Annotated in this window: 17 protein-coding genes and 1 pseudogene; 11 read left to right on the top strand and 7 right to left on the bottom strand. The window is 66.4% G+C overall.

Annotation, left to right across the window (positions count from 1 at the left end):
* Nucleotides 1-2: 2 nt before the first annotated feature.
* The 4 genes from CXZ05_RS16645 to CXZ05_RS16630 all read right to left on the bottom strand — a co-directional run bounded on the left by CXZ05_RS16645 (nucleotide 3) and on the right by CXZ05_RS16630 (nucleotide 2,637).
* On the bottom strand, nucleotides 3-1,019 hold the full coding sequence (locus CXZ05_RS16645) for a pilus assembly protein TadG-related protein (RefSeq protein ID WP_102973658.1): 1,017 nt from the start codon (nucleotides 1,017-1,019) through the stop codon (nucleotides 3-5).
* Nucleotides 1,007-1,396 (bottom strand): TadE family protein, encoded by a 390-nt coding sequence (locus tag CXZ05_RS16640; protein ID WP_102973657.1) that lies wholly within the window; start codon nucleotides 1,394-1,396, stop codon nucleotides 1,007-1,009. The genes CXZ05_RS16645 and CXZ05_RS16640 overlap by 13 nt, the downstream gene beginning before the upstream one ends.
* Nucleotides 1,397-1,485: 89 nt before the next feature.
* Entirely contained in the window at nucleotides 1,486-1,713 is a 228-nt protein-coding gene (locus CXZ05_RS16635) for a Flp family type IVb pilin (protein ID WP_102973656.1), read from the bottom strand.
* A 270-nt stretch (nucleotides 1,714-1,983) separates the two neighbouring features.
* The gene (locus tag CXZ05_RS16630; protein ID WP_258006623.1) at nucleotides 1,984-2,637 is read right to left on the bottom strand and encodes an A24 family peptidase; all 654 of its coding nucleotides are present in this window, start codon (nucleotides 2,635-2,637) and stop codon (nucleotides 1,984-1,986) included.
* A 306-nt stretch (nucleotides 2,638-2,943) separates the two neighbouring features.
* Between CXZ05_RS16630 and rplM the strand changes: the two genes are divergently transcribed.
* The 3 genes from rplM to glmM all read left to right on the top strand — a co-directional run bounded on the left by rplM (nucleotide 2,944) and on the right by glmM (nucleotide 5,472).
* The gene (gene rplM / locus CXZ05_RS16625; RefSeq protein WP_003805351.1) at nucleotides 2,944-3,387 is read left to right on the top strand and encodes a 50S ribosomal protein L13; all 444 of its coding nucleotides are present in this window, start codon (nucleotides 2,944-2,946) and stop codon (nucleotides 3,385-3,387) included.
* 36 nt (nucleotides 3,388-3,423) lie between these two features.
* Nucleotides 3,424-3,930 (top strand): 30S ribosomal protein S9, encoded by a 507-nt coding sequence (gene rpsI, locus CXZ05_RS16620; protein ID WP_102973654.1) that lies wholly within the window; start codon nucleotides 3,424-3,426, stop codon nucleotides 3,928-3,930.
* Nucleotides 3,931-4,113: 183 nt separating this feature from the next.
* Nucleotides 4,114-5,472: a phosphoglucosamine mutase gene (gene glmM, locus CXZ05_RS16615; RefSeq protein ID WP_102973653.1), complete on the top strand. Its 1,359-nt coding sequence runs from the start codon at nucleotides 4,114-4,116 to the stop codon at nucleotides 5,470-5,472.
* 103 nt (nucleotides 5,473-5,575) lie between these two features.
* Here the strand turns inward: glmM and mscL are convergent, their stop codons facing one another.
* The 3 genes from mscL to coaA form a co-directional block, all read right to left on the bottom strand.
* Nucleotides 5,576-5,971, bottom strand: coding sequence for a large conductance mechanosensitive channel protein MscL (gene mscL, locus CXZ05_RS16610; protein WP_102973652.1), 396 nt, complete (start codon nucleotides 5,969-5,971; stop codon nucleotides 5,576-5,578).
* Between the two features lie 92 nt (nucleotides 5,972-6,063).
* A complete protein-coding gene (locus CXZ05_RS23155; protein WP_180987428.1) occupies nucleotides 6,064-7,002 on the bottom strand; it encodes a D-alanyl-D-alanine carboxypeptidase family protein in 939 nt (312 codons plus the stop codon).
* Nucleotides 7,003-7,007: 5 nt separating this feature from the next.
* Nucleotides 7,008-7,973, bottom strand: a complete 966-nt coding sequence (coaA, locus tag CXZ05_RS16595) for a type I pantothenate kinase (RefSeq protein ID WP_102973649.1) — start codon at nucleotides 7,971-7,973, stop codon at nucleotides 7,008-7,010.
* Between the two features lie 181 nt (nucleotides 7,974-8,154).
* Here coaA and glmS point away from each other — a divergent pair, with 181 nt between their 5' ends.
* The 8 genes and pseudogenes from glmS to CXZ05_RS16555 all read left to right on the top strand — a co-directional run.
* Nucleotides 8,155-10,047 carry a glutamine--fructose-6-phosphate transaminase (isomerizing) gene (gene glmS / locus CXZ05_RS16590; RefSeq protein WP_102973648.1) on the top strand — a complete coding sequence of 631 codons (1,893 nt, stop codon included), beginning with the start codon at nucleotides 8,155-8,157 and terminating at the stop codon, nucleotides 10,045-10,047.
* A gap of 4 nt (nucleotides 10,048-10,051) precedes the next feature.
* Nucleotides 10,052-10,399 carry a holo-ACP synthase gene (locus CXZ05_RS16585; protein ID WP_043482943.1) on the top strand — a complete coding sequence of 116 codons (348 nt, stop codon included), beginning with the start codon at nucleotides 10,052-10,054 and terminating at the stop codon, nucleotides 10,397-10,399.
* A 20-nt stretch (nucleotides 10,400-10,419) separates the two neighbouring features.
* Complete coding sequence (locus tag CXZ05_RS16580) at nucleotides 10,420-11,949, top strand: NAD(P)H-hydrate epimerase (RefSeq protein WP_102973647.1); 1,530 nt, start codon at nucleotides 10,420-10,422, stop codon at nucleotides 11,947-11,949.
* Between the two features lie 110 nt (nucleotides 11,950-12,059).
* Nucleotides 12,060-14,468, top strand: a complete 2,409-nt coding sequence (glgX, locus tag CXZ05_RS16575) for a glycogen debranching protein GlgX (RefSeq protein WP_102973646.1) — start codon at nucleotides 12,060-12,062, stop codon at nucleotides 14,466-14,468.
* Nucleotides 14,465-16,807, top strand: coding sequence for a malto-oligosyltrehalose synthase (gene treY / locus CXZ05_RS16570; RefSeq protein ID WP_102973645.1), 2,343 nt, complete (start codon nucleotides 14,465-14,467; stop codon nucleotides 16,805-16,807). The genes glgX and treY overlap by 4 nt, the downstream gene beginning before the upstream one ends.
* On the top strand, nucleotides 16,804-18,612 hold the full coding sequence (gene treZ, locus CXZ05_RS16565; protein ID WP_102973644.1) for a malto-oligosyltrehalose trehalohydrolase: 1,809 nt from the start codon (nucleotides 16,804-16,806) through the stop codon (nucleotides 18,610-18,612). The genes treY and treZ overlap by 4 nt, the downstream gene beginning before the upstream one ends.
* An 89-nt stretch (nucleotides 18,613-18,701) precedes the next feature.
* On the top strand, nucleotides 18,702-19,742 hold the full coding sequence (mgrA, locus tag CXZ05_RS16560; protein ID WP_102973643.1) for an L-glyceraldehyde 3-phosphate reductase: 1,041 nt from the start codon (nucleotides 18,702-18,704) through the stop codon (nucleotides 19,740-19,742).
* Nucleotides 19,743-19,920: 178 nt separating this feature from the next.
* Nucleotides 19,921-20,484: pseudogene (locus CXZ05_RS16555) on the top strand (inositol-3-phosphate synthase); the annotation flags it as partial.

The following is a 20,484-nucleotide window of genomic DNA, read 5'->3' as shown; positions in this document are numbered from 1 at the left end:
GATTAGTTGGTGAGGCGAATGTAGACGGTTCCAAGGTCGTCTCCGGCGCCTGAATTTCCTTCGAATGCATCAATGGACTCGAACTTCTGGAATTTGCCGATGATGCCCCGGCAAGGATCCACGCAGGCTGTAGCCGGAGTGGGGGAATTGTTGTACGTCCGGGGGCCGCTCGAGCCGCCGCCAAACTTCCAGCCGACCATTTGAAACGTGGCATAGCCCCTGATGTGGAACCAGCCTTTGCCCTTGTCCTTGCCGGCATTGTCAAACACGGGGAAGACGCCGAGAACTTCGTCGCCGGCTTGGATGGTGCTGATCCAGCCCTGGAGGACGGAATCGCAGTTTTGGCCCGGCTTGTTGGGGTAATCGGCGCCGGGATCGTAGGCGGCGTTGTCCTCCGTATCGGTGGCGGCTTGGCACTGGCCGGCATTCTGGTCCAGCCAGCCGAATCCGCCGGGAATGGCATGGCCGGACGTCGAGGTGCACCCTGCCATCCCTGGCTTGTACCGGATCTGCAGGAGGACGCCGGTTTCCACGGCATCGCTGAGGCCGTACTGGCATTCGGACAGGGCAAGCGGAAAGCCTGCGCCGGAGCCTGGAACCTCGACGGAAGCCGTGGCATGTGCGCCCACGCTCACCGCCGGCGCATTCAGGACGCTGGCAAAAAGCTTGGCGAGGACACTGCTGCTGCCGTTCTGGGTAGTGATCCGGACCGTCACCTGATCGGCCACAGAAATGTCTACTTCAGAAATGTTTGCGTCGCCGTCATTGGCATTGCCATTGGCCAGCTCAGCGGCCAATTCCTCTGCTTCGGCCTGGGTGCACCCCGCTTTGTGGCACGCCTGCGCAACGCCCAGGGCTCCTGCGTCCGCACCGTTCTGGAGCTGGGCCCGCTCCGAGTAGATCTGACCCACATCGACGGCGAGTGCGCCGGCCCCGATGAGCACCAGCATCATGACGGCAACCAGAACGCCTGCCGCGCCACGCTCGGCGTCAGGCCGCGGACGTCCTAACCTTCGCATCGCATGGCTCCTGTTCCGGTAACAGTGACAGTGCTGCCGAAAATGCCCGTCAGGGTGGCTGCCGGGTAGGTGATGGTGACAGTCATGTTCTCGCCAGCGGTGCAGGTTCCGGGGGAGAAGGCGTACTCAAAGTCCCCGGTAGAGAGTCCGGGCGCGCCTGCGGTTGCGGCAAGGGCTGCTGCGTCCTGGTCGTCCTCGATGGCCATCTCCCGGGCCGCTTCCCGGGCAGCCTGCGCGACCGAAATCTGCAGGTTGTAGGCGTGCGAGAACTCGACGATGCCTGCCACCAGCGCCAGAAGGATGGGTGCGACTAGGGCGAACTCGACGGCAGCTGCGCCGCGCTCTCCTGTGGTGGAGCGTTGACTTTTGCGTTTCACTTGACCCCTCCGCGAGTAGATGCCGCCGGATTTGGGGGTGTGTTGCGTCCATCCATGCAGACGCGACACACCCCCATTCGACGGTTGGACTATGGGGTAGCCACGCCGGCTCCGTTGGACCAGCCCGCGACGGTGCCGCCCAGTTCGTTGAACCAGGTGGACAGGTTGTTGCCGAAGATCGTTACACCACCGATGACGGCGAATGCAATAAACGCAATAAGCAGCGAGTATTCGGTTGCGGTGGCGCCTTTTTCTGATGCCAGCCGGTCCTTGATTCCGGAAACGAAGGCAAGAACCGAGACCGTGAGAGTAGACATTGTTTTTCCTTAAGCTCGATGGAATAAATTCATCGAATTCCAGCCTCCCCCATACCGCGAAAGGGCTGGTGCTTCGATAGCTAAAGAATCCACCGAAAAGCAGTTTGGCAACAATGCGTAGTTCTACCCGACTTTCCCCCCACGGAGATAAGTATTCCCCCCAAGCGGGTACTCACACTAGGAAAACTGCAAGCACTGGGCTACTTGGAAACTCAAGAAATCATCAAGGTTGTTGTAGGAAATTCAAGGTTTCAGCGCAAATACCGGTTTTCAGGATGCCAATAAAACAGTACCCAGGGCGGCGGCCAGCATCGAGGGGCCAAAGGCGATTTCCGAACCCAAATTGGCGCGCTTCAGCCTAATCAAAACGACGGATAAAATACCGCCCAGAACAAAGCCCAGTGCTCCGCCGTAGAGCAATTGGCCCCACCCCAAGTAGCCCAAGTAGAGGCCCACCGGGGCGGCAAGCTTGACATCTCCCATGCCGATGCCATTTGGCGAGATCAGGGCCAGAATCAGGAAAATGCCGAACAGGATGGCCGCCCCGGTGGCCGCGCGGAGCAGTTCGGCCCACTCTGCCGTGGCGGAGCTGCCCAGAAAGAGGAGCGCCAGGCCGGCCACCAGTAGCGTGAGCACGAGGGGATTCGGCAGCAGATGATGGGCGACATCTATTCGGGCCAGCTGAACGCCGAGGACGGCCAGCAACAGGTAAGCCGGCAGCGTCCACTCCATTCCCAGCCGCAGCGCAAGGGCGCCGAAGAGCACTCCAGTGAGTGCCGCCGTCGTAATTCTTGTCCGCGCGCCCGGAAGCCTGCCGAGGCGGGGGAGGGTGCGGGCAATGGCGTATTCAGCAAGCAGGCTCAGTAAAATACCTGTGAGTCCCACGGCCAGGGCAATAGGCGTGGCGATACCTGCTGAAGTCACGTGCACTCCTGGATGGAAGGGCCCGGCGCTGGCGCAGGAGTCCACGACCCCCGCCACCGGATACCCCATTTTGACCCTGGTGCCCGGTTCACGCTATTCTTGGTAGTCGTTGTGCGTGTCCTTTCTCGATGATGCGTGCCCGCTTGGGGATCCAGTTGCAGGATCGCTACCCGACGGGCATTTTTCGGGACTAGGGGATAACTGGTCCATAGAGCCCTCACCTCTGTTCCGGTCGCGCATAGATAGTAGGCGCACCCCGCGTGACGCCTAAAACAAGAACGCCAGAACAAGAACGAGGCAAACACCGTGCGTACGTACACCCCGAAGCCCGGCGATATCAACCGCCAGTGGCACGTCATTGACGCCACCGACGTTGTCCTGGGTCGTCTTGCCAGCCAGACCGCAACACTGCTGCGCGGAAAGCACAAGCCGACCTTTGCGTCCCACATGGACATGGGCGACTTCGTCATCATCATCAACGCTGAAAAGGTTGCCCTCACCGGCGCCAAGCTGGAGCAGAAGCGGGCATACCGCCACTCCGGTTACCCGGGCGGCCTGACCTCCGTCAACTACGCGGAACTGCTGGAGTCCAACCCGGTCCGCGCCGTTGAGAAGGCCATCAAGGGCATGCTCCCGAAGAACTCCCTCGCTGCCCAGCAGCTGAGCAAGCTGAAGGTCTACCGTGGCGCCGAGCACCCCCACGCAGCCCAGCAGCCCAAGACTTTCGAAATCACCCAGGTCGCCCAGTAGTCCTGGCCACCAACACTTTTATCTACAAGGAGAACCGTGGCTCAGAACGATGAACTGACCACCGAAGCCGTTGAGGCTGAGGAAAACCTGACCAGCTACACCTCGGAAAGCGGCGCTACCGAAGCTGCCCCGAAGAAGGAGCGCCCGGCACTGACCGTTGCCGGCGCAGCTGTTGGCCGCCGCAAGGAAGCCGTTGCACGCGTTCGCGTTGTGCCGGGCTCCGGCAAGTGGACCATCAACGGCCGCGAGCTGGATAACTACTTCCCGAACAAGCTGCACCAGCAGGACGTCAACGAGCCCTTCAAGATCCTGGATCTCGAAGGCGCCTACGACGTCATCGCCCGCATCCACGGCGGTGGCCCCTCCGGCCAGGCCGGTGCGCTGCGCCTCGGCATCGCCCGTTCGCTGAACGAGATCGACGTCGAGAACAACCGCGCCACCCTGAAGAAGGCCGGCTACCTCACCCGTGACGCCCGCGTCATCGAGCGTAAGAAGGCCGGTCTCAAGAAGGCACGCAAGGCTCAGCAGTACTCCAAGCGCTAAATCCGCTTGCCGGGGCGTTCCGCCTCGATCAGAAGCCCGTTCCTCCATATGGCGGAACGGGCTTCTGCCGTTAACCAGAGTTACGGGACATGCTCCCGCTGAGCAGGGAAAACGTCCCCTACCCCGCCAGATGACGCCGGTCAAGGCGGGGGCGGGCGCCTGAATCGTCTAAACTTGGACGCGATGTCTACATTATTTGGAACAGACGGTGTCCGGGGCCTGGCGAATGGCCTGCTGACAGCCGAGCTCGCATTGCAGCTGGCCCAGGCCGCCGCCGTCGTGCTTGGCCATGAACGCACCAGCGAAGGTGCACGGCCGCGCGCCGTAGTGGCGAGGGATCCCCGTGCAAGCGGCGAGTTCATCGCCGCGGCCGTTGAGGCCGGGCTTTCCAGCTCCGGCATCGACGTCTACGACGCCGGCGTCCTGCCCACTCCCGCGGCCGCCTACCTTGTGGCAGACCTGAAGGCTGACTTCGGCGTCATGATCTCCGCCTCGCACAACCCGGCTCCCGACAACGGGATCAAGTTCTTCGCCCGCGGCGGCCAGAAGCTCCCCGATGAGGTGGAGGACGCCATCGAGGCCCAGATGGGCAAGGAGCCATTCCGCCCGGTGGGCGGGGAAGTGGGCCGCATCCAGCGCTTCTCCGACGCCGAGGACCGGTACATCGTCCACCTCCTGGGAACCCTCCCGCACAACCTCCATGGCGTCAAAGTGGTCCTGGACTGCGCGCACGGTGCCGCCAGCGGCTGTTCCCCCCAGGTCTTCAAGGACGCCGGTGCTGACGTAGTTGTCATTGGCGCCGAACCGGACGGCCTGAACATCAACGAAGGGGTAGGCTCCACGCACCTCGGCCCGCTCAAGGCGGCCGTGGTGGAGCACGGTGCTGACCTCGGCATCGCCCACGACGGCGACGCCGACCGCTGCCTGGCCGTGGATCACGAGGGCAACGAGGTGGACGGTGACCAGATCATGGCCATCCTCGCCGTCGCGCTGAAGAAGGCCGGCAAGCTCAAGGACGACGTCCTCGTGGCCACTGTGATGAGTAACCTCGGCCTCAAGATCGCCCTTCGCGACGCCGGCATCGCCATCCGCGAGACGGGCGTGGGGGATCGGTACGTGTTGGAGCAAATGCGCGACGGCGGCTACAACCTGGGTGGCGAACAGTCCGGCCACGTGATTCTTGCCGACTACGCCACCACGGGCGACGGCGTGCTGACCGGCCTGCAGTTGGCGGCGCAGGTGGCACTGACCGGCCGCCCGCTCAAGGAACTCGCGACGGTCATGACCAAGCTGCCCCAGGTCCTCATCAACGTGAAGGACGTGGACCGCACCCGGGTCGGCGGAGACGCAACCCTGGCCGCAGCCGTGCAGGCTGCCGAAGCCGAGCTGGGCGACACCGGACGGGTGCTCCTGCGCCCCTCCGGCACGGAGCCCGTGGTGCGCGTCATGGTGGAGGCCGGCGACCAGCAGACCGCCCAGGTCATCGCCGAACGCCTCGCCCAGGTTGTGAAGACCCAGCTGGTCCTCGAACTCGTCGACTGAGTTTCGCACTGCCCGCAACGTGAAGAGCAGCCCGCCTCCGTGACGGAGGCGGGCTGCTCTTTCACTGGCCTTGGTGGCCCGGCCGGTGGCTTCCGGGCCGGTGCTACTTGCTGGACTGGCTGCGCAGTGCGTCCCGGATCTCGGTGAGCAACGCAATTTGCGGGTCCTCGGCGGCCTCCTCCTTGACGTCGGGCTGGATGCCAAGCCTGCGGTTGCGGCGTTCGATCATGTGGTTCATAGGCACAACAACGACGAAGTAGATCGCGGCGGCAACCAGCAGGAAGTTGACCACCGCGGTGAGCAGCACGCCGAACCGCACGTCGCCGAAAGCGAGGAAATCGTCAAAGTTGGGCTGCCCCACCAGCAGGGAGATTAGGGGCATCATGACGCTCTTGACGAGGGCATCAACGACGGCGCCAAAAGCAGCGCCAATTACGACAGCAACGGCAAGGTCTACGACGTTGCCCTTCATGATGAAATTCTTGAATCCTGTCAACATGTGACCAAAGATATAGCAACCTCTGTAAACCTGACCGCGGCAAAACGGAACGTGCGGGGAATACTTTCGGAACTCTTGCTGGAACGATTCCGTCAGCGGTAGCCGGGGGCCGCCTCCAGGCCGAAATACTGCTCAAGGGTGGCAATGCCGCGTTTCCGCATGTCCGTGGCTGCCTCAACACCGATGTACCGCAGGTGCCACGATTCGTAGAAGTACCCGGTGATGGCGTGCTGCATAAACGGGTAGCGCACCACGAAGCCGAAGCGGTGCGCGTTGGCCTTGGCCCAGACGGCGGCTGGCTGCTCGGCGAAGCAGGGCTGGAAGCTGCAGGCGCCGCCGCCGTCGCCAATGTCGAACGACCATCCTGTCTGGTGTTCGGAATAGCCCGGCCGGGCCGAGGCGGTGTCCGCCGCGGCCCGCCCCTGGGAGCCCACCCAGCCGTTGTAAGTGACGGTCTGCGTTGCGTAGGAACGGTAGCCGCTCGCCAGGGTCAGGGTCACGCCGCCCGCCGCTGCCGCCGCGAACATCCGTTCTGCGGCAGCCGCCGTCGTGCGGTTCAGCTGCGCCGCCTCGCCGGTGACGGCGAGGGCAACACGGGGCTGGACCAGATCGGCCGGTACGTAGTTGGCCGGCTTGAGCGGGCGGTGCTTGTTGACGATCACCCAGGGGCTGGCGGGCGCGGTCAGAGAGTACTGCTTGGGCAGGCGTGCAGCGGCCGACGGCGGGGCTGCCGCCGCCGTCGTGGTTGGTGCGGTTGCTGCCGGAGACGTGGCGGACGCGCTGGCCGGGGACGCAGCGGAAGCGGAGGCTGCTGGGGAGGCGGCGCCGGAAGCGGCCGGGGAGGACGCCGGGGACGCCGAGCCCGAAGCCGTCGAAATGGTTCCCGTAGCGTTCGGAGCGGGGTCAGGGGTGCACGCCGCCAGGGCAGACAGGCCGGCGCCTGCCATCAACAGCCGTGCCACCGCGCGGCGGCTGGGCCGATCCCCGGGCCGGGCCTCGGCGGAGGGCTCGGAAGAGCAGTTGTAGCACATGCGTGCTAGACCTTTCTCAGCAGCATCCGGCGGACGGAATGATCCGCTTCCTTGGTGAGCACCAGCTGCGCCCGCCCCCGGGTGGGCAGCACGTTCTCTTCCAGGTTCGGCTCGTTGATGCGCTTCCAGATGTCGCGGGCGGTCGCTTCGGCCTCGGAGTCGGACAGCGTGGCGTAGCGGTGGAAGTACGACTCCGGCTGCGCGAAGGCGGTGCTACGGAGCTTGCGGAACCGGTCCACGTACCATTCCTCGATGTACGACGTCTTGGCGTCCACATAGATGGAAAAGTCGAAGAAGTCGCTCAGTGCCAGCCCCTGGCGGCCGTCGTGCCGGGGCCGGGCGGGTGCCAGCACGTTCAGGCCCTCGACAATGAGGACGTCCGGGCGCCGGACCACCACTTCCTTGCCGGGGACGATGTCGTAGGTGACGTGCGAATACCAGGGCGCGCGCACTTCCTCGGCGCCGCCCTTGATTTCGCTCACGAAGCGCAGCAGCGCGCGGCGGTCGTAGGACTCCGGGAAGCCTTTGCGGTCGAGCAGCTGCCGGCGCTTGAGTTCGGCCAGCGGATACAGGAAACCGTCGGTGGTGATGAGCTCGACGTTCGGCGTGCCCGGCCAGCGCCGCAGCATCTCGCGGAGAACACGGGCAATGGTGGACTTGCCCACGGCCACGGAACCGGCGACGCCGATTACGAAGGGGGTGCGCTCGGTCCGCTCACCGAGGAACGTGGTGGTGGCCGCATGCAGCTGCCCGGCGGCTTCCACGTACAGATGCAACAGCCGTGACAGTGGGAGGTAGACCTCGCGCACCTCGCTGATGTCCAGAGGGTCACCGAGGCCGCGGAGGCGCAGCACGTCCTCTTCATTAAGGGGCTGCTCCATCTGGGCCGAAAGCCGGGACCAGGTCTGCCGGTCCAGCTCCACGAACGGGGAAACACCCTCTCCGTTCGCTTCATTGCGTTGCAAAGTCACCCTAGAGATTCTGCCCCGCCCGGCGCCGAGAGCGAAATGCAGCCTGCCGTAAAGTCCCTGATGAAGGGCATTCCGGGGCCATTGACACGGTGTGGGCAGGGCCAGAACGTCGTTTAGCCGGGGCGCTCCCTGAGATGTCATCCGACGTTGGTTACCCGCAAAGCCGGTTAGGCTTATACCCATGTGTGGAATCGTGGGTTATGTAGGCCGTACGTCGGGCCGGGCTGATGCCGGGCACGGTGCGTTGGATGTTGTTCTTGAGGGGCTGCGCCGCCTGGAGTACCGGGGCTATGACTCGGCCGGTGTCGCTGTCGTGGCTAACGGGGAGATTTCCTCGCGGAAGAAGTCCGGAAAGCTGAGCAACCTGCTGGCCGAGCTGGAGGAGCGGCCGCTGCCGGAGTCGCTGACGGGCATCGGGCACACGCGGTGGGCCACGCATGGTGGCCCGACGGATCAGAACGCGCACCCGCATCTGTCGGATGGCGGGAAGCTTGCGGTGATCCACAACGGCATCATTGAAAACTTTGCTGAGCTGAAGCAGGAGCTGCTGGCCAAGGGTGTCGTCTTCGCGTCCGAGACGGACACCGAGGTTGCCGCGGCGCTGCTGGGCGACATTTTCCGGAACAAGCTGGGCGGGGACGTCTCCGACGGCGGCCTGACCCGGGCGATGGAGCTGGCCTGCCAGCGGCTGGAGGGCGCGTTCACGCTCCTCGCGGTCCACGCCGACCAGCCCGACGTCGTCGTGGCCGCACGCCGGAACTCGCCGCTGGTTGTCGGACTGGGCGAGGGCGAGAACTTCCTGGGTTCGGACGTGTCCGGATTCATCGACTACACCCGCCGCGCGGTGGAGCTGGGCCAGGACCAGATCGTGACGATCACCGCTGACACCGTGGAAATCACCGACTTCTTCGGCGCTCCGGCAGAGGGCAAGGAGTACCACGTTGACTGGGACCCGGCTTCCGCGGAAAAGGGTGGCTTCTCCTCGTTCATGGAGAAGGAAATCCACGACCAGCCCGACGCCGTCGCGCAGACCCTCCTGGGGCGCTCGGACCTGAACGGCAAGCTCACGCTGGACGAGCTGCGCATCGATCCGCAGCTGCTCAAGCAGGTGGACAAAATCATCGTCCTCGCGTGCGGCACGGCCGCGTACGCGGGCCTGGTGGCCAAATACGCGATTGAGAACTGGTGCCGGATCCCCACGGAGGTGGAGCTCGCGCACGAGTTCCGCTACCGGGACCCGATCGTGGATTCGAACACCCTGGTGGTTTCGATCAGCCAGTCCGGCGAGACGATGGATACGCTGATGGCCGTGCGGTACGCCCGTGAACAGGGCGCCAAGACCATCTCCATCTGCAACACCAACGGCTCCACCATTCCGCGTGAGTCCGACGCCGTGCTGTACACGCACGCCGGCCCGGAAATCGCCGTCGCCTCCACCAAGGCCTTTCTGGCCCAGATCACCGCGGCCTACCTCCTCGGCCTGTATCTGGCGCAGCTGCGCGGGAACATCTTCTCCGGCCAGATCAAGGACGTCCTCGCGGACCTGGGCAAGATCCCGGCCAAGATCCAGAAGATCCTGGACAACGCAGGCCCCCTGCGTGAGCTTGCGCGCAGCATGAAGGACGAGAAGTCCGTCCTGTTCCTGGGCCGCCACGTGGGCTACCCGGTGGCGCTCGAGGGTGCGCTCAAGCTGAAGGAAATCGCGTACATCCACGCCGAGGGCTTCGCCGCCGGTGAGCTCAAGCACGGCCCGATCGCGCTGATCGACGAGGGCCAGCCGGTGTTCGTGGTTGTTCCGTCCCCGCGCGGCCGCGACTCACTGCACTCCAAGGTTGTCAGCAACATCCAGGAAGTCCGCGCCCGTGGGGCCCGCACCCTGGTCATCGCTGAGGAAGGCGACGAGTCGGTCAGGGACTACGCGGAGCACGTGTTCTACGTGCCCGAGACGCCCACGCTGCTGATGCCGCTGCTCACCACGGTTCCGCTGCAGATCTTTGCTGCTGAACTGGCTGGCGCCAAGGGCTACGACGTGGACCAGCCGCGCAACCTGGCCAAGAGCGTCACAGTAGAGTAAGCCCATGATTGTTGGCATCGGCGTAGACGTAGTGGACATCGAGCGCTTCGGACGGCAGCTGGAGCGCACCCCCGGACTCCGGGACCGGCTGTTCGTGCCGGCCGAACGGGAACTGAACACCCGCTCCCTGGCGGCGCGGTTTGCCGCCAAGGAGGCCGTGGCCAAGGTCCTGGGCGCGCCGGCCGGCATGAACTGGCAGGACTGCTGGATCGGGCTGGACCAGAACGGTCCCACCGTCCAGGTCAAGGGAACGGTGCTCGCGGTGGCCGAATCCAAGGGCGTCAAACGGTGGCACCTGTCCATGAGCCACGACGGCGGCATTGCCACGGCCACGGTCCTGGCCGAGGGCTGACCCCGGACCGACTGACCAAAATGATCAGCGCCTATACCGGAACCCAGATCAGGGAGACTGAAAAGCCCCTGCTGGATTCAGGTATGGGCGCTGTTCTCATGCAGCGGGCGGCCCGTGGCATGGCCAAAGCAGCCATCGCGGAGCTCCGCGGCCGCGGCCGCCGCCTGTACGGCTCCAGCGTTGTTGTCCTGGCCGGCAAGGGCAACAACGGCGGTGACGGCCTCTTCGCCGCCGCGCACCTCGCCGGACGGGGAATGCGGACGACGGCGGTCCTCGCCTCTGACACGGCCCACCCGGACGGCCTGGCCGCCTTTCGACGCGCCGGCGGCCGGGTGCTGACGCTGACCGACGCGAACGCCGGCGAGCTGGCAGCGCTGGCCGGCAGGGCCGACGTCGTTATTGACGCGCTGCTCGGAACTGGCGCCCAGGGCGGACTCCGGGGCGCGGCGGCGGAACTCGTGTCGCGGCTGGCGGAAGGGTCCCGCGGCCTCGTGGTGGCGTGCGACGTGCCGAGCGGCGTGGAAGCGGACACCGGCGAGGCGGCCGGACCCGTGCTGCCCGCGGATATCACCGTCACGTTCGGCGGGGCCAAAGCCGGTCTGCTGGCGGACCCGGGAGCGGACTTCGCCGGCCGGGTAGAGGTGATCCCGATCGGCATCGAGGACTCGCTCCCGTGGCCCGCCCTGCGCCGCCTGGAAGCCGCCGACCTGGCCGCCCTGCTCCCTCGCCCCGCGCGGCGCGCCCACAAGTATTCGCGCGGAGTCCTCGGGGTGGTGGCCGGATCCCCGGCCTACCCCGGCGCCGCCGTGCTCGCCTGCCGCGGGGCGCTTGCCGCCGGCGTCGGGATGGTCCGCTACGTCGGGCCGCCGGAGGTAGCCGACCTTATCCGCCACAGCTGCCCCGAGGTGGTCTGCAGCACAGGCACCGTGGCGGAAACCCACGTCCAGGCGTGGCTCGTCGGATCCGGCATGGACGGCAAGGACGAGGAAGAGATGCAGCGCGTCCGCGACGCCGTCGACTCCGGGCTGCCCACCGTGGCCGACGCGGGCGCCCTGCCCGTGCTGCCCGATGTGCTGGCCCCGCAGGTGGTGCTGACGCCGCACGCCGGGGAACTGGCCACCCTGCTGCAGCGCCTCGGCGCCGACCTGGACCGCGACGCCGTCGAGGCCTCCACACTCGCTGCCGTACGCCGCGCCGCCGGCCTGACCGAGGCCACCGTGCTCCTAAAGGGCGCCAGCACGCTGGTGGCGTCGCCGTACCAGGATTTCTACAGCCAGTCCGAGGGAACGCCCTGGCTGGCCACCGCCGGAAGCGGTGACGTGCTGGCCGGAATCATCGGTGCGCTGCTCGCCCAGGTGGGGTCCGACGTTGGGCGCTTCCGGGGCCTGGGCATCGATCCGGACGAACGCTGGGCGGCCATTGCCGCCATGGGGGCGAGCCTGCACGGCCTGTCCGGAGCGGCGGCTGCAGGCGGCGGCCCGCTGACGGCGGGACGGATTTGCGAAGCCTTACCCGAAATATGGGGTAAAGTCAGCATGCTTAGTAATTAACGGTGGGTCACGTAATAGTCATACCCACCAGTTACGGTAAGACCAAGTTCCGTGCAGGTCGTGCGTGAAGACCTGCCGGACGCAGTGTTGGACGAGGTATAGGAGCACGAATGGAAATCTGGCCCGGTTCGGCTTACCCGCTGGGAGCCACGTTTGACGGCACCGGAACCAACTTCGCATTGTTCAGCGAGCACGCGGAGAAGGTGGAACTCTGCCTCTTCGACGACGAGGGGACCGAAACCCGCGTCACGCTCCGCGAGGTCGACGGCTATGTGTGGCACTGCTACCTGCCGCAGATCCAGCCAGGGCAGAAGTACGGCTACCGCGTCCACGGTCCTTACGACCCCGACAACGGCCAGCGCTTCAACGCCAACAAGCTGCTCCTTGACCCGTACGCCAAGGCAGTCGCGGGCCAGATCGACTGGGATCCCGCCCTGTTCTCGTACAACATGGGCGACCCCTCATCCAAGAACGACGCCGACTCCGCGCAGCACATGATGATGGGCGTGGTCATCAACCCGTTCTTCGACTGGGACAACGACCAGAACCTGCGCATCCCGTACCACAAGTCGGTCATCTACGAGGCGCACGTCAAGGGTCTCACCGAGCTGCACCCGGAGATCCCCGAGGAGCAGCGTGGCACGTATGCCGGCGTTGCACACCCGGCCGTGATTTCCCACCTGCAGAAGCTGGGCGTCACCGCGATCGAGCTCATGCCCGTGCACCAGTTCGTCAACGACGGCACGCTGCAGGAGAAGGGCCTGAGTAACTACTGGGGCTACAACACCATCGGCTTCTTCGCGCCCCAGAACACGTACAGCTCCACCGGGGACACGGGCCAGCAGGTCCAGGACTTCAAGGCGATGGTCCGTTCGCTGCACCGGGCTGGCATCGAGGTCATCCTCGACGTCGTCTACAACCACACCGCCGAAGGCAACCATCTCGGCCCCACCCTGAGCTTCAAGGGCATCGACAACGAGGCCTACTACCGCCTGGTGGAGGACGACAAGCAGTACTACATGGACTACACGGGCACCGGTAACACGCTGAACGTCCGCCAGCCGCACTCCCTGCAGCTGCTCATGGACTCGCTGCGCTACTGGGTCACCGAAATGCACGTGGACGGGTTCCGCTTTGACCTCGCCGCCGCTTTGGCCCGCGAATTTTACGACGTCGACCGGCTCTCCACGTTCTTCGAACTCATCCAGCAGGATCCTGTGGTGTCCCAGGTCAAGCTCATCGCCGAGCCGTGGGACGTCGGCCCCGGCGGCTACCAGGTGGGCAACTTCCCGCCTCAGTGGACCGAATGGAACGGCAAGTACCGCGACACCGTGCGCGACTTCTGGCGCGGCGAACCTGCCACGCTCGGCGAGTTCGCCTCGCGCATCACCGGCTCCGCGGATCTCTACGAGCACTCCGGCCGCCGCCCGGTCGCGTCCATCAACTTCGTCACCGCGCACGACGGCTTCACGCTGCGTGACCTGGTGTCCTACAACGAGAAGCACAACGATGCCAACGGCGAGGACAACAAGGACGGCGAATCGCACAACCGCTCCTGGAACTGTGGGGCGGAGGGCCCTTCGGACGACCCCAAGGTCCTGGCGCTGAGGGCGCGGCAGCAGCGCAACTTCATCGCCACCATGCTCCTCTCGCAGGGCGTGCCCATGATCCTGCACGGCGACGAGATGGGCCGGACGCAGCAGGGCAACAACAACGGGTACTGCCAGGACTCGAAGCTCACCTGGGTCAACTGGGACAGCGTGGACCAGCCGCTCATCGAATTCACCGCGGCGGTCAACTCCCTGCGCGCCAAGCACCCCACCTTCCGGCGTAGCCGCTTCTTCGACGGCCGGCCCGTCCGGCGGGGCGAGGGCGAGCGGCTGCCGGACATTGTATGGCTGGATCCCGACGGCAACGTCATGTCCCCGGAGGACTGGGACAGCGGCTTCGGCCGCTCGGTGGGCATGTTCCTCAACGGTGATGGCATCCAGGGTCATGACGACCGCGGCCGCCGGATCACCGACGTGAACTTCCTGCTGTACTTCAACGCCCACGACGGTGACGTCGAGTTCACGCTGCCGCCGGACGAATATGCACCGGCCTGGGACGTCATCATCGATACCGCAGGTGAAGGCGCGGACTCTGAGCCGGCCAACGCGGGCAGCCTGCTGTCCGTCGCCGCCAAGTCCCTGGTGGTGCTCCGCGCCCACAGCGCCCCGGAGGAGGAGCCCGACCATTCCGTGGCCGCCTCCCTCGCGGCACTGACCCAGACCGCCACCGCTGAGAACGCCACGCTCACTGCACCTGCCATTCCCGAACCGGCCAAGACGAAGAAGCCGGCGGACCCGGTTGCGGAGTCTGCGGCTGAACCGGCCGCGGAGCCTGCTGGTGAGCCTGCCTCGGAGCCTGCGGCTGAACCGGCGGCGGAGGAACAGCCGGCGGAGAAACCGGCAGGAAAGCCTGGCGGGCGGCGGAACAACCACTTGAAGGCGGTCAAGCCCGCAGGGGAGGACGCATGAGAACGCCAGTTTCCACGTACCGGCTGCAGATCCGGCGGGGATTTACGCTGTTCGACGCCGCCGAAACCGTGCCGTACCTGCACTCGCTCGGCGTCGACTGGGTCTACCTGTCACCGGTCCTGACCGCCGAACAAGGGTCCGACCACGGGTACGACGTCACCGATCCCTCCGCCGTCGACCCCGAACGGGGCGGCCCGGAGGGCCTGGCCGCCGTTTCCAAGGCGGCCCGCGCCGCGGGCATGGGCGTGCTGATCGACATCGTGCCCAACCACGTCGGCGTCGCCACGCCGGTGCAGAACCCCTGGTGGTGGTCGCTGCTCAAGGAGGGGCGCCAGTCCCGGTACGCGGAAGCGTTCGACGTCGACTGGGACCTCGCCGGGGGGCGCATCCGGCTCCCGATCCTCGGCAGTGACGATGACCTGGACCAGCTCGAAATCAAGGACGGGGAGCTCCGGTACTACGACCACCGCTTCCCGCTGGCTGACGGCAGCTACACCGAAGGCGACTCCCCCCGCGACGTCCACGCCCGGCAGCACTACGAGCTGATGGGCTGGCGGCGCGCGGACAACGAGCTGAACTACCGCCGCTTCTTCGCGGTGAACACGCTCGCCGGCGTCCGCGTGGAGATCCCCGCGGTCTTTGACGAGGCACACCAGGAGGTGGTGCGCTGGTTCCGTGAGGGGCTCGCGGACGGCCTCCGGATCGACCACCCGGACGGCCTCGCCGACCCCGAGGGGTACCTGAGGCGGCTCCGGGAAGCCACTGGCGGAGCCTACCTGCTGGTCGAAAAGATCCTCGAGCCGGGGGAGCAGCTGCCCGCCAGCTTCGAATGCGAGGGCACCACGGGCTACGACGCCCTCGCCGACGTCGACCGGGTTCTTGTGGACCCCAGCGGCCAGCCAGCTCTGGACCGGCTGGATGCCTCGCTGCGCGGCGGTGAGCCTGCTGACTACGAGGACATGATCCGGGGGACCAAGCGCCGGATCACCGACGGCATCCTCCACTCAGAGATTCTGCGGCTGGCCCGGCTGGTTCCGGGCGACGCCGGACTGTCCGCCGACGCCGCCGCGGACGCGATCGCCGAAATCATCGCCGCCTTCCCGGTCTACCGCACGTACCTGCCGGAGGGTGCGGAAGTCCTGAAGGAGGCGTGCGAGCTTGCGGCGCGCAGGCGGCCGGAACTCGACCAGGCCATCCAGGCTTTGCAGCCGCTACTGCTGGACACCGACCTGGAGCTTGCCCGGCGCTTCCAGCAGACTTCGGGAATGGTCATGGCCAAGGGCGTGGAGGACACCGCGTTCTTCCGCTACAACCGCCTGGGCACCCTCACGGAAGTGGGCGCCGACCCCACAGAGTTCGCCGTGGAGCCGGGCGAGTTCCACGCCAGGATGGCCCGCCGGCAGGCCGAGCTGCCGCTGTCCATGACCACGCTCAGCACGCACGACACCAAACGCAGCGAGGACACCCGGGCGCGGATCTCGGTCCTCTCCGAGGTTGCCGGCGAATGGGAGAAAGCCCTGAACCGGCTGCGTGAACTGGCCCCGCTGCCGGACGGCCCGCTGTCCGCGCTGCTGTGGCAGGCCATCGCCGGCGCCTGGCCCGCCAGCCGGGAACGCCTGCAGTACTACGCGCTGAAGGCCGCGCGTGAAGCCGGGAACTCGACTAACTGGACCGATCCCGATCCGGCGTTCGAGGAGAAGCTGGCCGCCGCCGTCGACGCCGCGTTCGACAACCCTGCCGTCCGGGCCGAAGTCGAGTCGCTCGTGGAACTCCTGGAGCCGCACGGCGCCTCGAATTCCCTCGCAGCCAAGCTTGTGCAGCTCACCATGCCCGGCGTTCCGGACGTGTACCAGGGCACGGAGTTCTGGGACCGGTCGCTGACGGACCCGGACAACCGGCGCCCGTTCAGCTTCGACGACCGCCGCGCGGCGCTGGAGCAGCTTGATGCAGGCGACCTGCCCCCGTCATTCACGGATGAGCGCACCAAGCTGCTGGTGACCTCGCGTGCACTGCGGCTGCGCCGGGACCGGCCCGAGTTGTTCGCCGGCTACCGCCCGGTCCAGGCGAGCGGCCCGGCCGCCGGGCACCTGCTCGCGTTCCACCGCGGCACCCCCGTAGCGCCGGGTGCGGTGACCCTCGCGACCCGGCTACCCTACGGACTGGAACAGTCGGGCGGATGGCGGGACACCGCCGTCGAACTTGAGACCGCCATGAAGGACGAACTGACCGGCGCCGGCTTCGGACCGGGGACCGTGAAGATCACTGACATCTTGCGGACCTACCCCGTGGCGCTGCTGGTGCCGCAGACAGCAGTGACGCAGACAGGAGGAAAGTCATGACGCAGACAGGCCAGGCAACATACCCGCGCGAAGCCGCGAAGCCCGTGCAGGGCCCGGAACGCTTCGACGTCTGGGCGCCCGACGCCGGATCCGTGGTGCTGCTGGCCGGCGGGGAGCGCTACGCCATGCAGCGCCGGCCCGGCACCGGACCCGGGAACGAGGGCTGGTGGACAGCGCCGGAGGCACCGGCCACCGGCGAGGTCGACTACGGGTACCTCTTGGACGGCGACGAAACCCCGCTGCCGGATCCCAGGACGCGGCGCCAGCCAGACGGCGTCCACGCGCTGTCCCGCACCTTCGACCCCTCCGCGCACAGCTGGCAGGAGGACGGCTGGCAGGGCCGGGAACTGCAGGGGGCGGTGATCTACGAGCTCCACCTCGGTACGTTCACACCCGAAGGGACGCTGGACGCGGCCGCCGGCAAGCTGGACTACCTCGCCGGCCTGGGCGTGGACTTCATCGAGCTGCTGCCCGTGAACGCGTTCAACGGCACGCACAACTGGGGCTACGACGGCGTGCAGTGGTTCGCCGTCCACGAGGCGTACGGCGGACCGGAAGCGTACCAGCGGTTCGTCGACGCCGCCCACGCGGCAGGCCTCGGCGTGATCCAGGACGTGGTCTACAACCACCTCGGCCCCAGCGGGAACTACCTGCCGCGGTTCGGGCCCTACCTCAAGCAGGGCGAGGGCAACACCTGGGGTGACTCCGTGAACCTTGACGGGCCCGGCTCCGACCATGTCCGCCGGTTCATCCTGGACAACCTGGCCATGTGGCTGCGCGACTACCGCGTTGACGGGCTGCGGCTGGACGCTGTCCACGCCCTGAAGGACGAGCGGGCGGTCCACATCCTGGAGGACTTCGGGGCGCTGGCCAGCCAGATCTCCGCCGAGGTGGGACGGCCGCTGACGCTCATTGCCGAATCCGACCTCAACAACCCGCGGCTGCTGTATCCGCGGGATGTCAACGGGTACGGGCTGGAAGGGCAGTGGAGCGACGACTTCCACCACGCCGTCCACGTCAACATCACCGGCGAGACCACGGGCTATTACAGCGACTTCGACTCGCTTGGCGCCCTCGCCAAGGTGCTCCGGGACGGCTTCTTCCACGACGGCAGCTACTCCAGCTTCCGCGAACGGCACCACGGCAGGCCGATCGACGTTGACGCCGTCCACCCGGCCGCCCTGGTGGTCTGCTCGCAGAACCACGACCAGATCGGCAACCGTGCCACCGGGGACCGGCTCTCCCAGACCCTGCCGTACGGGAGCCTGGCGCTCGCCGCGGTACTGACCCTGACCGCGCCCTTCACACCCATGCTGTTCATGGGCGAGGAGTACGGTGCCAGCACGCCGTGGCAGTTCTTCACCTCCCACCCGGAGCCGGAACTCGGCAAGGCCACCGCGGAAGGCCGGATCAAGGAGTTCGAGCGCATGGGGTGGGATCCCGCCGTCGTGCCCGATCCCCAGGATCCGGAGACTTTCCGCCGGTCCAAGCTGGACTGGGCGGAGGCCGCCGAAGGCGACCACGCCCGGCTGCTGGAGCTGTACCGTTCGCTCACCGCGCTGCGCCGCTCCACGCCGGACCTCACCAAGCTGGGTTTCGAGGACACGCAGGTGGAGTTCGACGACGACGCCCGCTGGCTGCGGTTCCGGCGCGGCGGCGTGCAGGTGCTGCTCAACTTCTCGGAGCAGCCGGTGAGCCTGGAGGGCGCGGGGACGGCCCTGCTGCTGGCCACCGACGACGCCTTCCGGCTGGAAGGTGAGCGCGCGGAGCTCGGCCCGCTCAGCGCCGCCGTCGTCAGTGACTGACTGAAGTGCCCGGGGTTGGCGTCCACCGGCGGTGACCGGATGGTGGACGCCAGCCCCGCAGCCTTGGTGCGGCTGGCAGGATGGAACATATGACTTATGTGGCCTCGGACACCCGCTATGACACCATGCCGTACCGCCGCGTCGGACGCAGCGGCCTTAAACTGCCCGCCATCTCGCTGGGCCTTTGGCACAACTTCGGCGACGACAAGCGCTTCGACGAACAGCGCGCCATCCTGCGCCGCGCCTTCGACCTCGGCGTCAACCACTTCGACCTCGCCAACAACTACGGCCCGCCGGACGGCTCCGCGGAGACCAACTTCGGCAGGCACCTGCAGGACGACTTCAGGCCTTACCGTGACGAGCTGGTCATCTCCACCAAGGCCGGTTACTACATGTGGCCCGGCCCGTACGGCGAGTGGGGCTCCCGGAAGTACCTGATCTCCAGCCTGGACCAGTCGCTGCAGCGGATGGGCCTGGACTACGTGGACATCTTCTACAGCCACCGCCCGGACCCGGAGACGCCGCTGGAGGAGACCATGGGCGCGCTGGACTACGCCGTGCGCTCCGGCAAGGCCCTGTACGCGGGCATCTCCTCCTACACCCCGGAGCAGACGCTCGAGGCCGCCCGCATCCTGAAGGACCTCGGCACCCCGTTGCTCATCCACCAGCCCAGCTACTCCATGTTGAACCGCTGGACCGAGAACGGGACTCCCAACCTTTACGAGGCACTGGATCAGGTGGGGGCAGGTTCCATCGCGTTCTCCCCGCTGGCCCAGGGCATGCTGACCGACCGCTACCTCAACGGTGTCCCGGCCGACTCCCGCGCCGCCAAGGCCAGGTTCCTCTCCGAATCTTCGTTGACGGAGGACAAACTGGACCGGGTGCGCGGGCTGAACGCCATCGCCGCGGGCCGCGGACAATCGCTGGCGCAGATGGCCATCGCCTGGATCCTGCGCGACCAGCCCAAGGGCTCCCCGGTGAGCTCGGCGCTCGTCGGGGCGTCCAGCGTCAGGCAGCTCGAGGACACCCTGGCCGCCATCGACAACCTTGAGTTCAGCGGCGACGAGCTGACAGCGATCGATGAGTTCGCCGTCGAATCCGACATCAACCTTTGGGCGCAGCGGGTCTGAACGTGCCGCGTCAAAAACGGGCGTAATCAATCGGCCGGGGCCGGCGGGAACAAAGCCGGGCCCGGCGGCGTTTGGTTAGACTGATAAGCGCGCCGCGTGGCGCGGTGCCCGTCAGACGCCGTCGTACAACAATGTACAGACGCGCAGGGCACTTGAAGTTTGTTCTCAAAGGAGTTCCGTGTCTTCAAAACCGATTCGTGTAGCTATCGTCGGCGTGGGTAACTGTGCCGCTTCGCTGGTCCAGGGCGTCCATTACTACCGGGATGCCGACCCCCAGGCCACGATTCCGGGTCTGATGCACGTGGAGTTCGGCAAGTACCACGTCAATGATGTGCAGTTCGTGGCCGCGTTCGATGTTGACGGCAAGAAGGTCGGCGTTGACCTGGCCGATGCGATCCTGGCGAGTGAGAACAACACCATCAAGCTCGCCGAGGTCCCGCCGACCGGTGTGACGGTCCAGCGCGGGCACACCCTGGACGGTCTGGGCCGGTACTACCTGGAGACCATCGAGCAGTCCACCGAGGCGCCGGTCGACGTGGTCCAGGCCCTCAAGGACGCCCAGGTTGATGTCATGGTCTGCTACCTGCCGGTCGGCTCCCAGGAAGCTGCGGAGTTCTACGCCCAGTGCGCGATCGATGCCGGAGTGGCGTTCGTGAACGCGCTGCCGGTGTTCCTCGCGGGCACCAGGGAGTGGGCTGACAAGTTCACGGCCGCGGGTGTGCCGATCGTGGGCGATGACATC

Source organism: Arthrobacter sp. AFG20 (genome assembly GCF_002892795.1).
GTDB lineage: Bacteria > Actinomycetota > Actinomycetes > Actinomycetales > Micrococcaceae > Arthrobacter.
The sequence above is the reverse complement of the archived record's forward strand: the minus strand, read 5'-3'. Positions and strand labels throughout refer to the sequence as shown.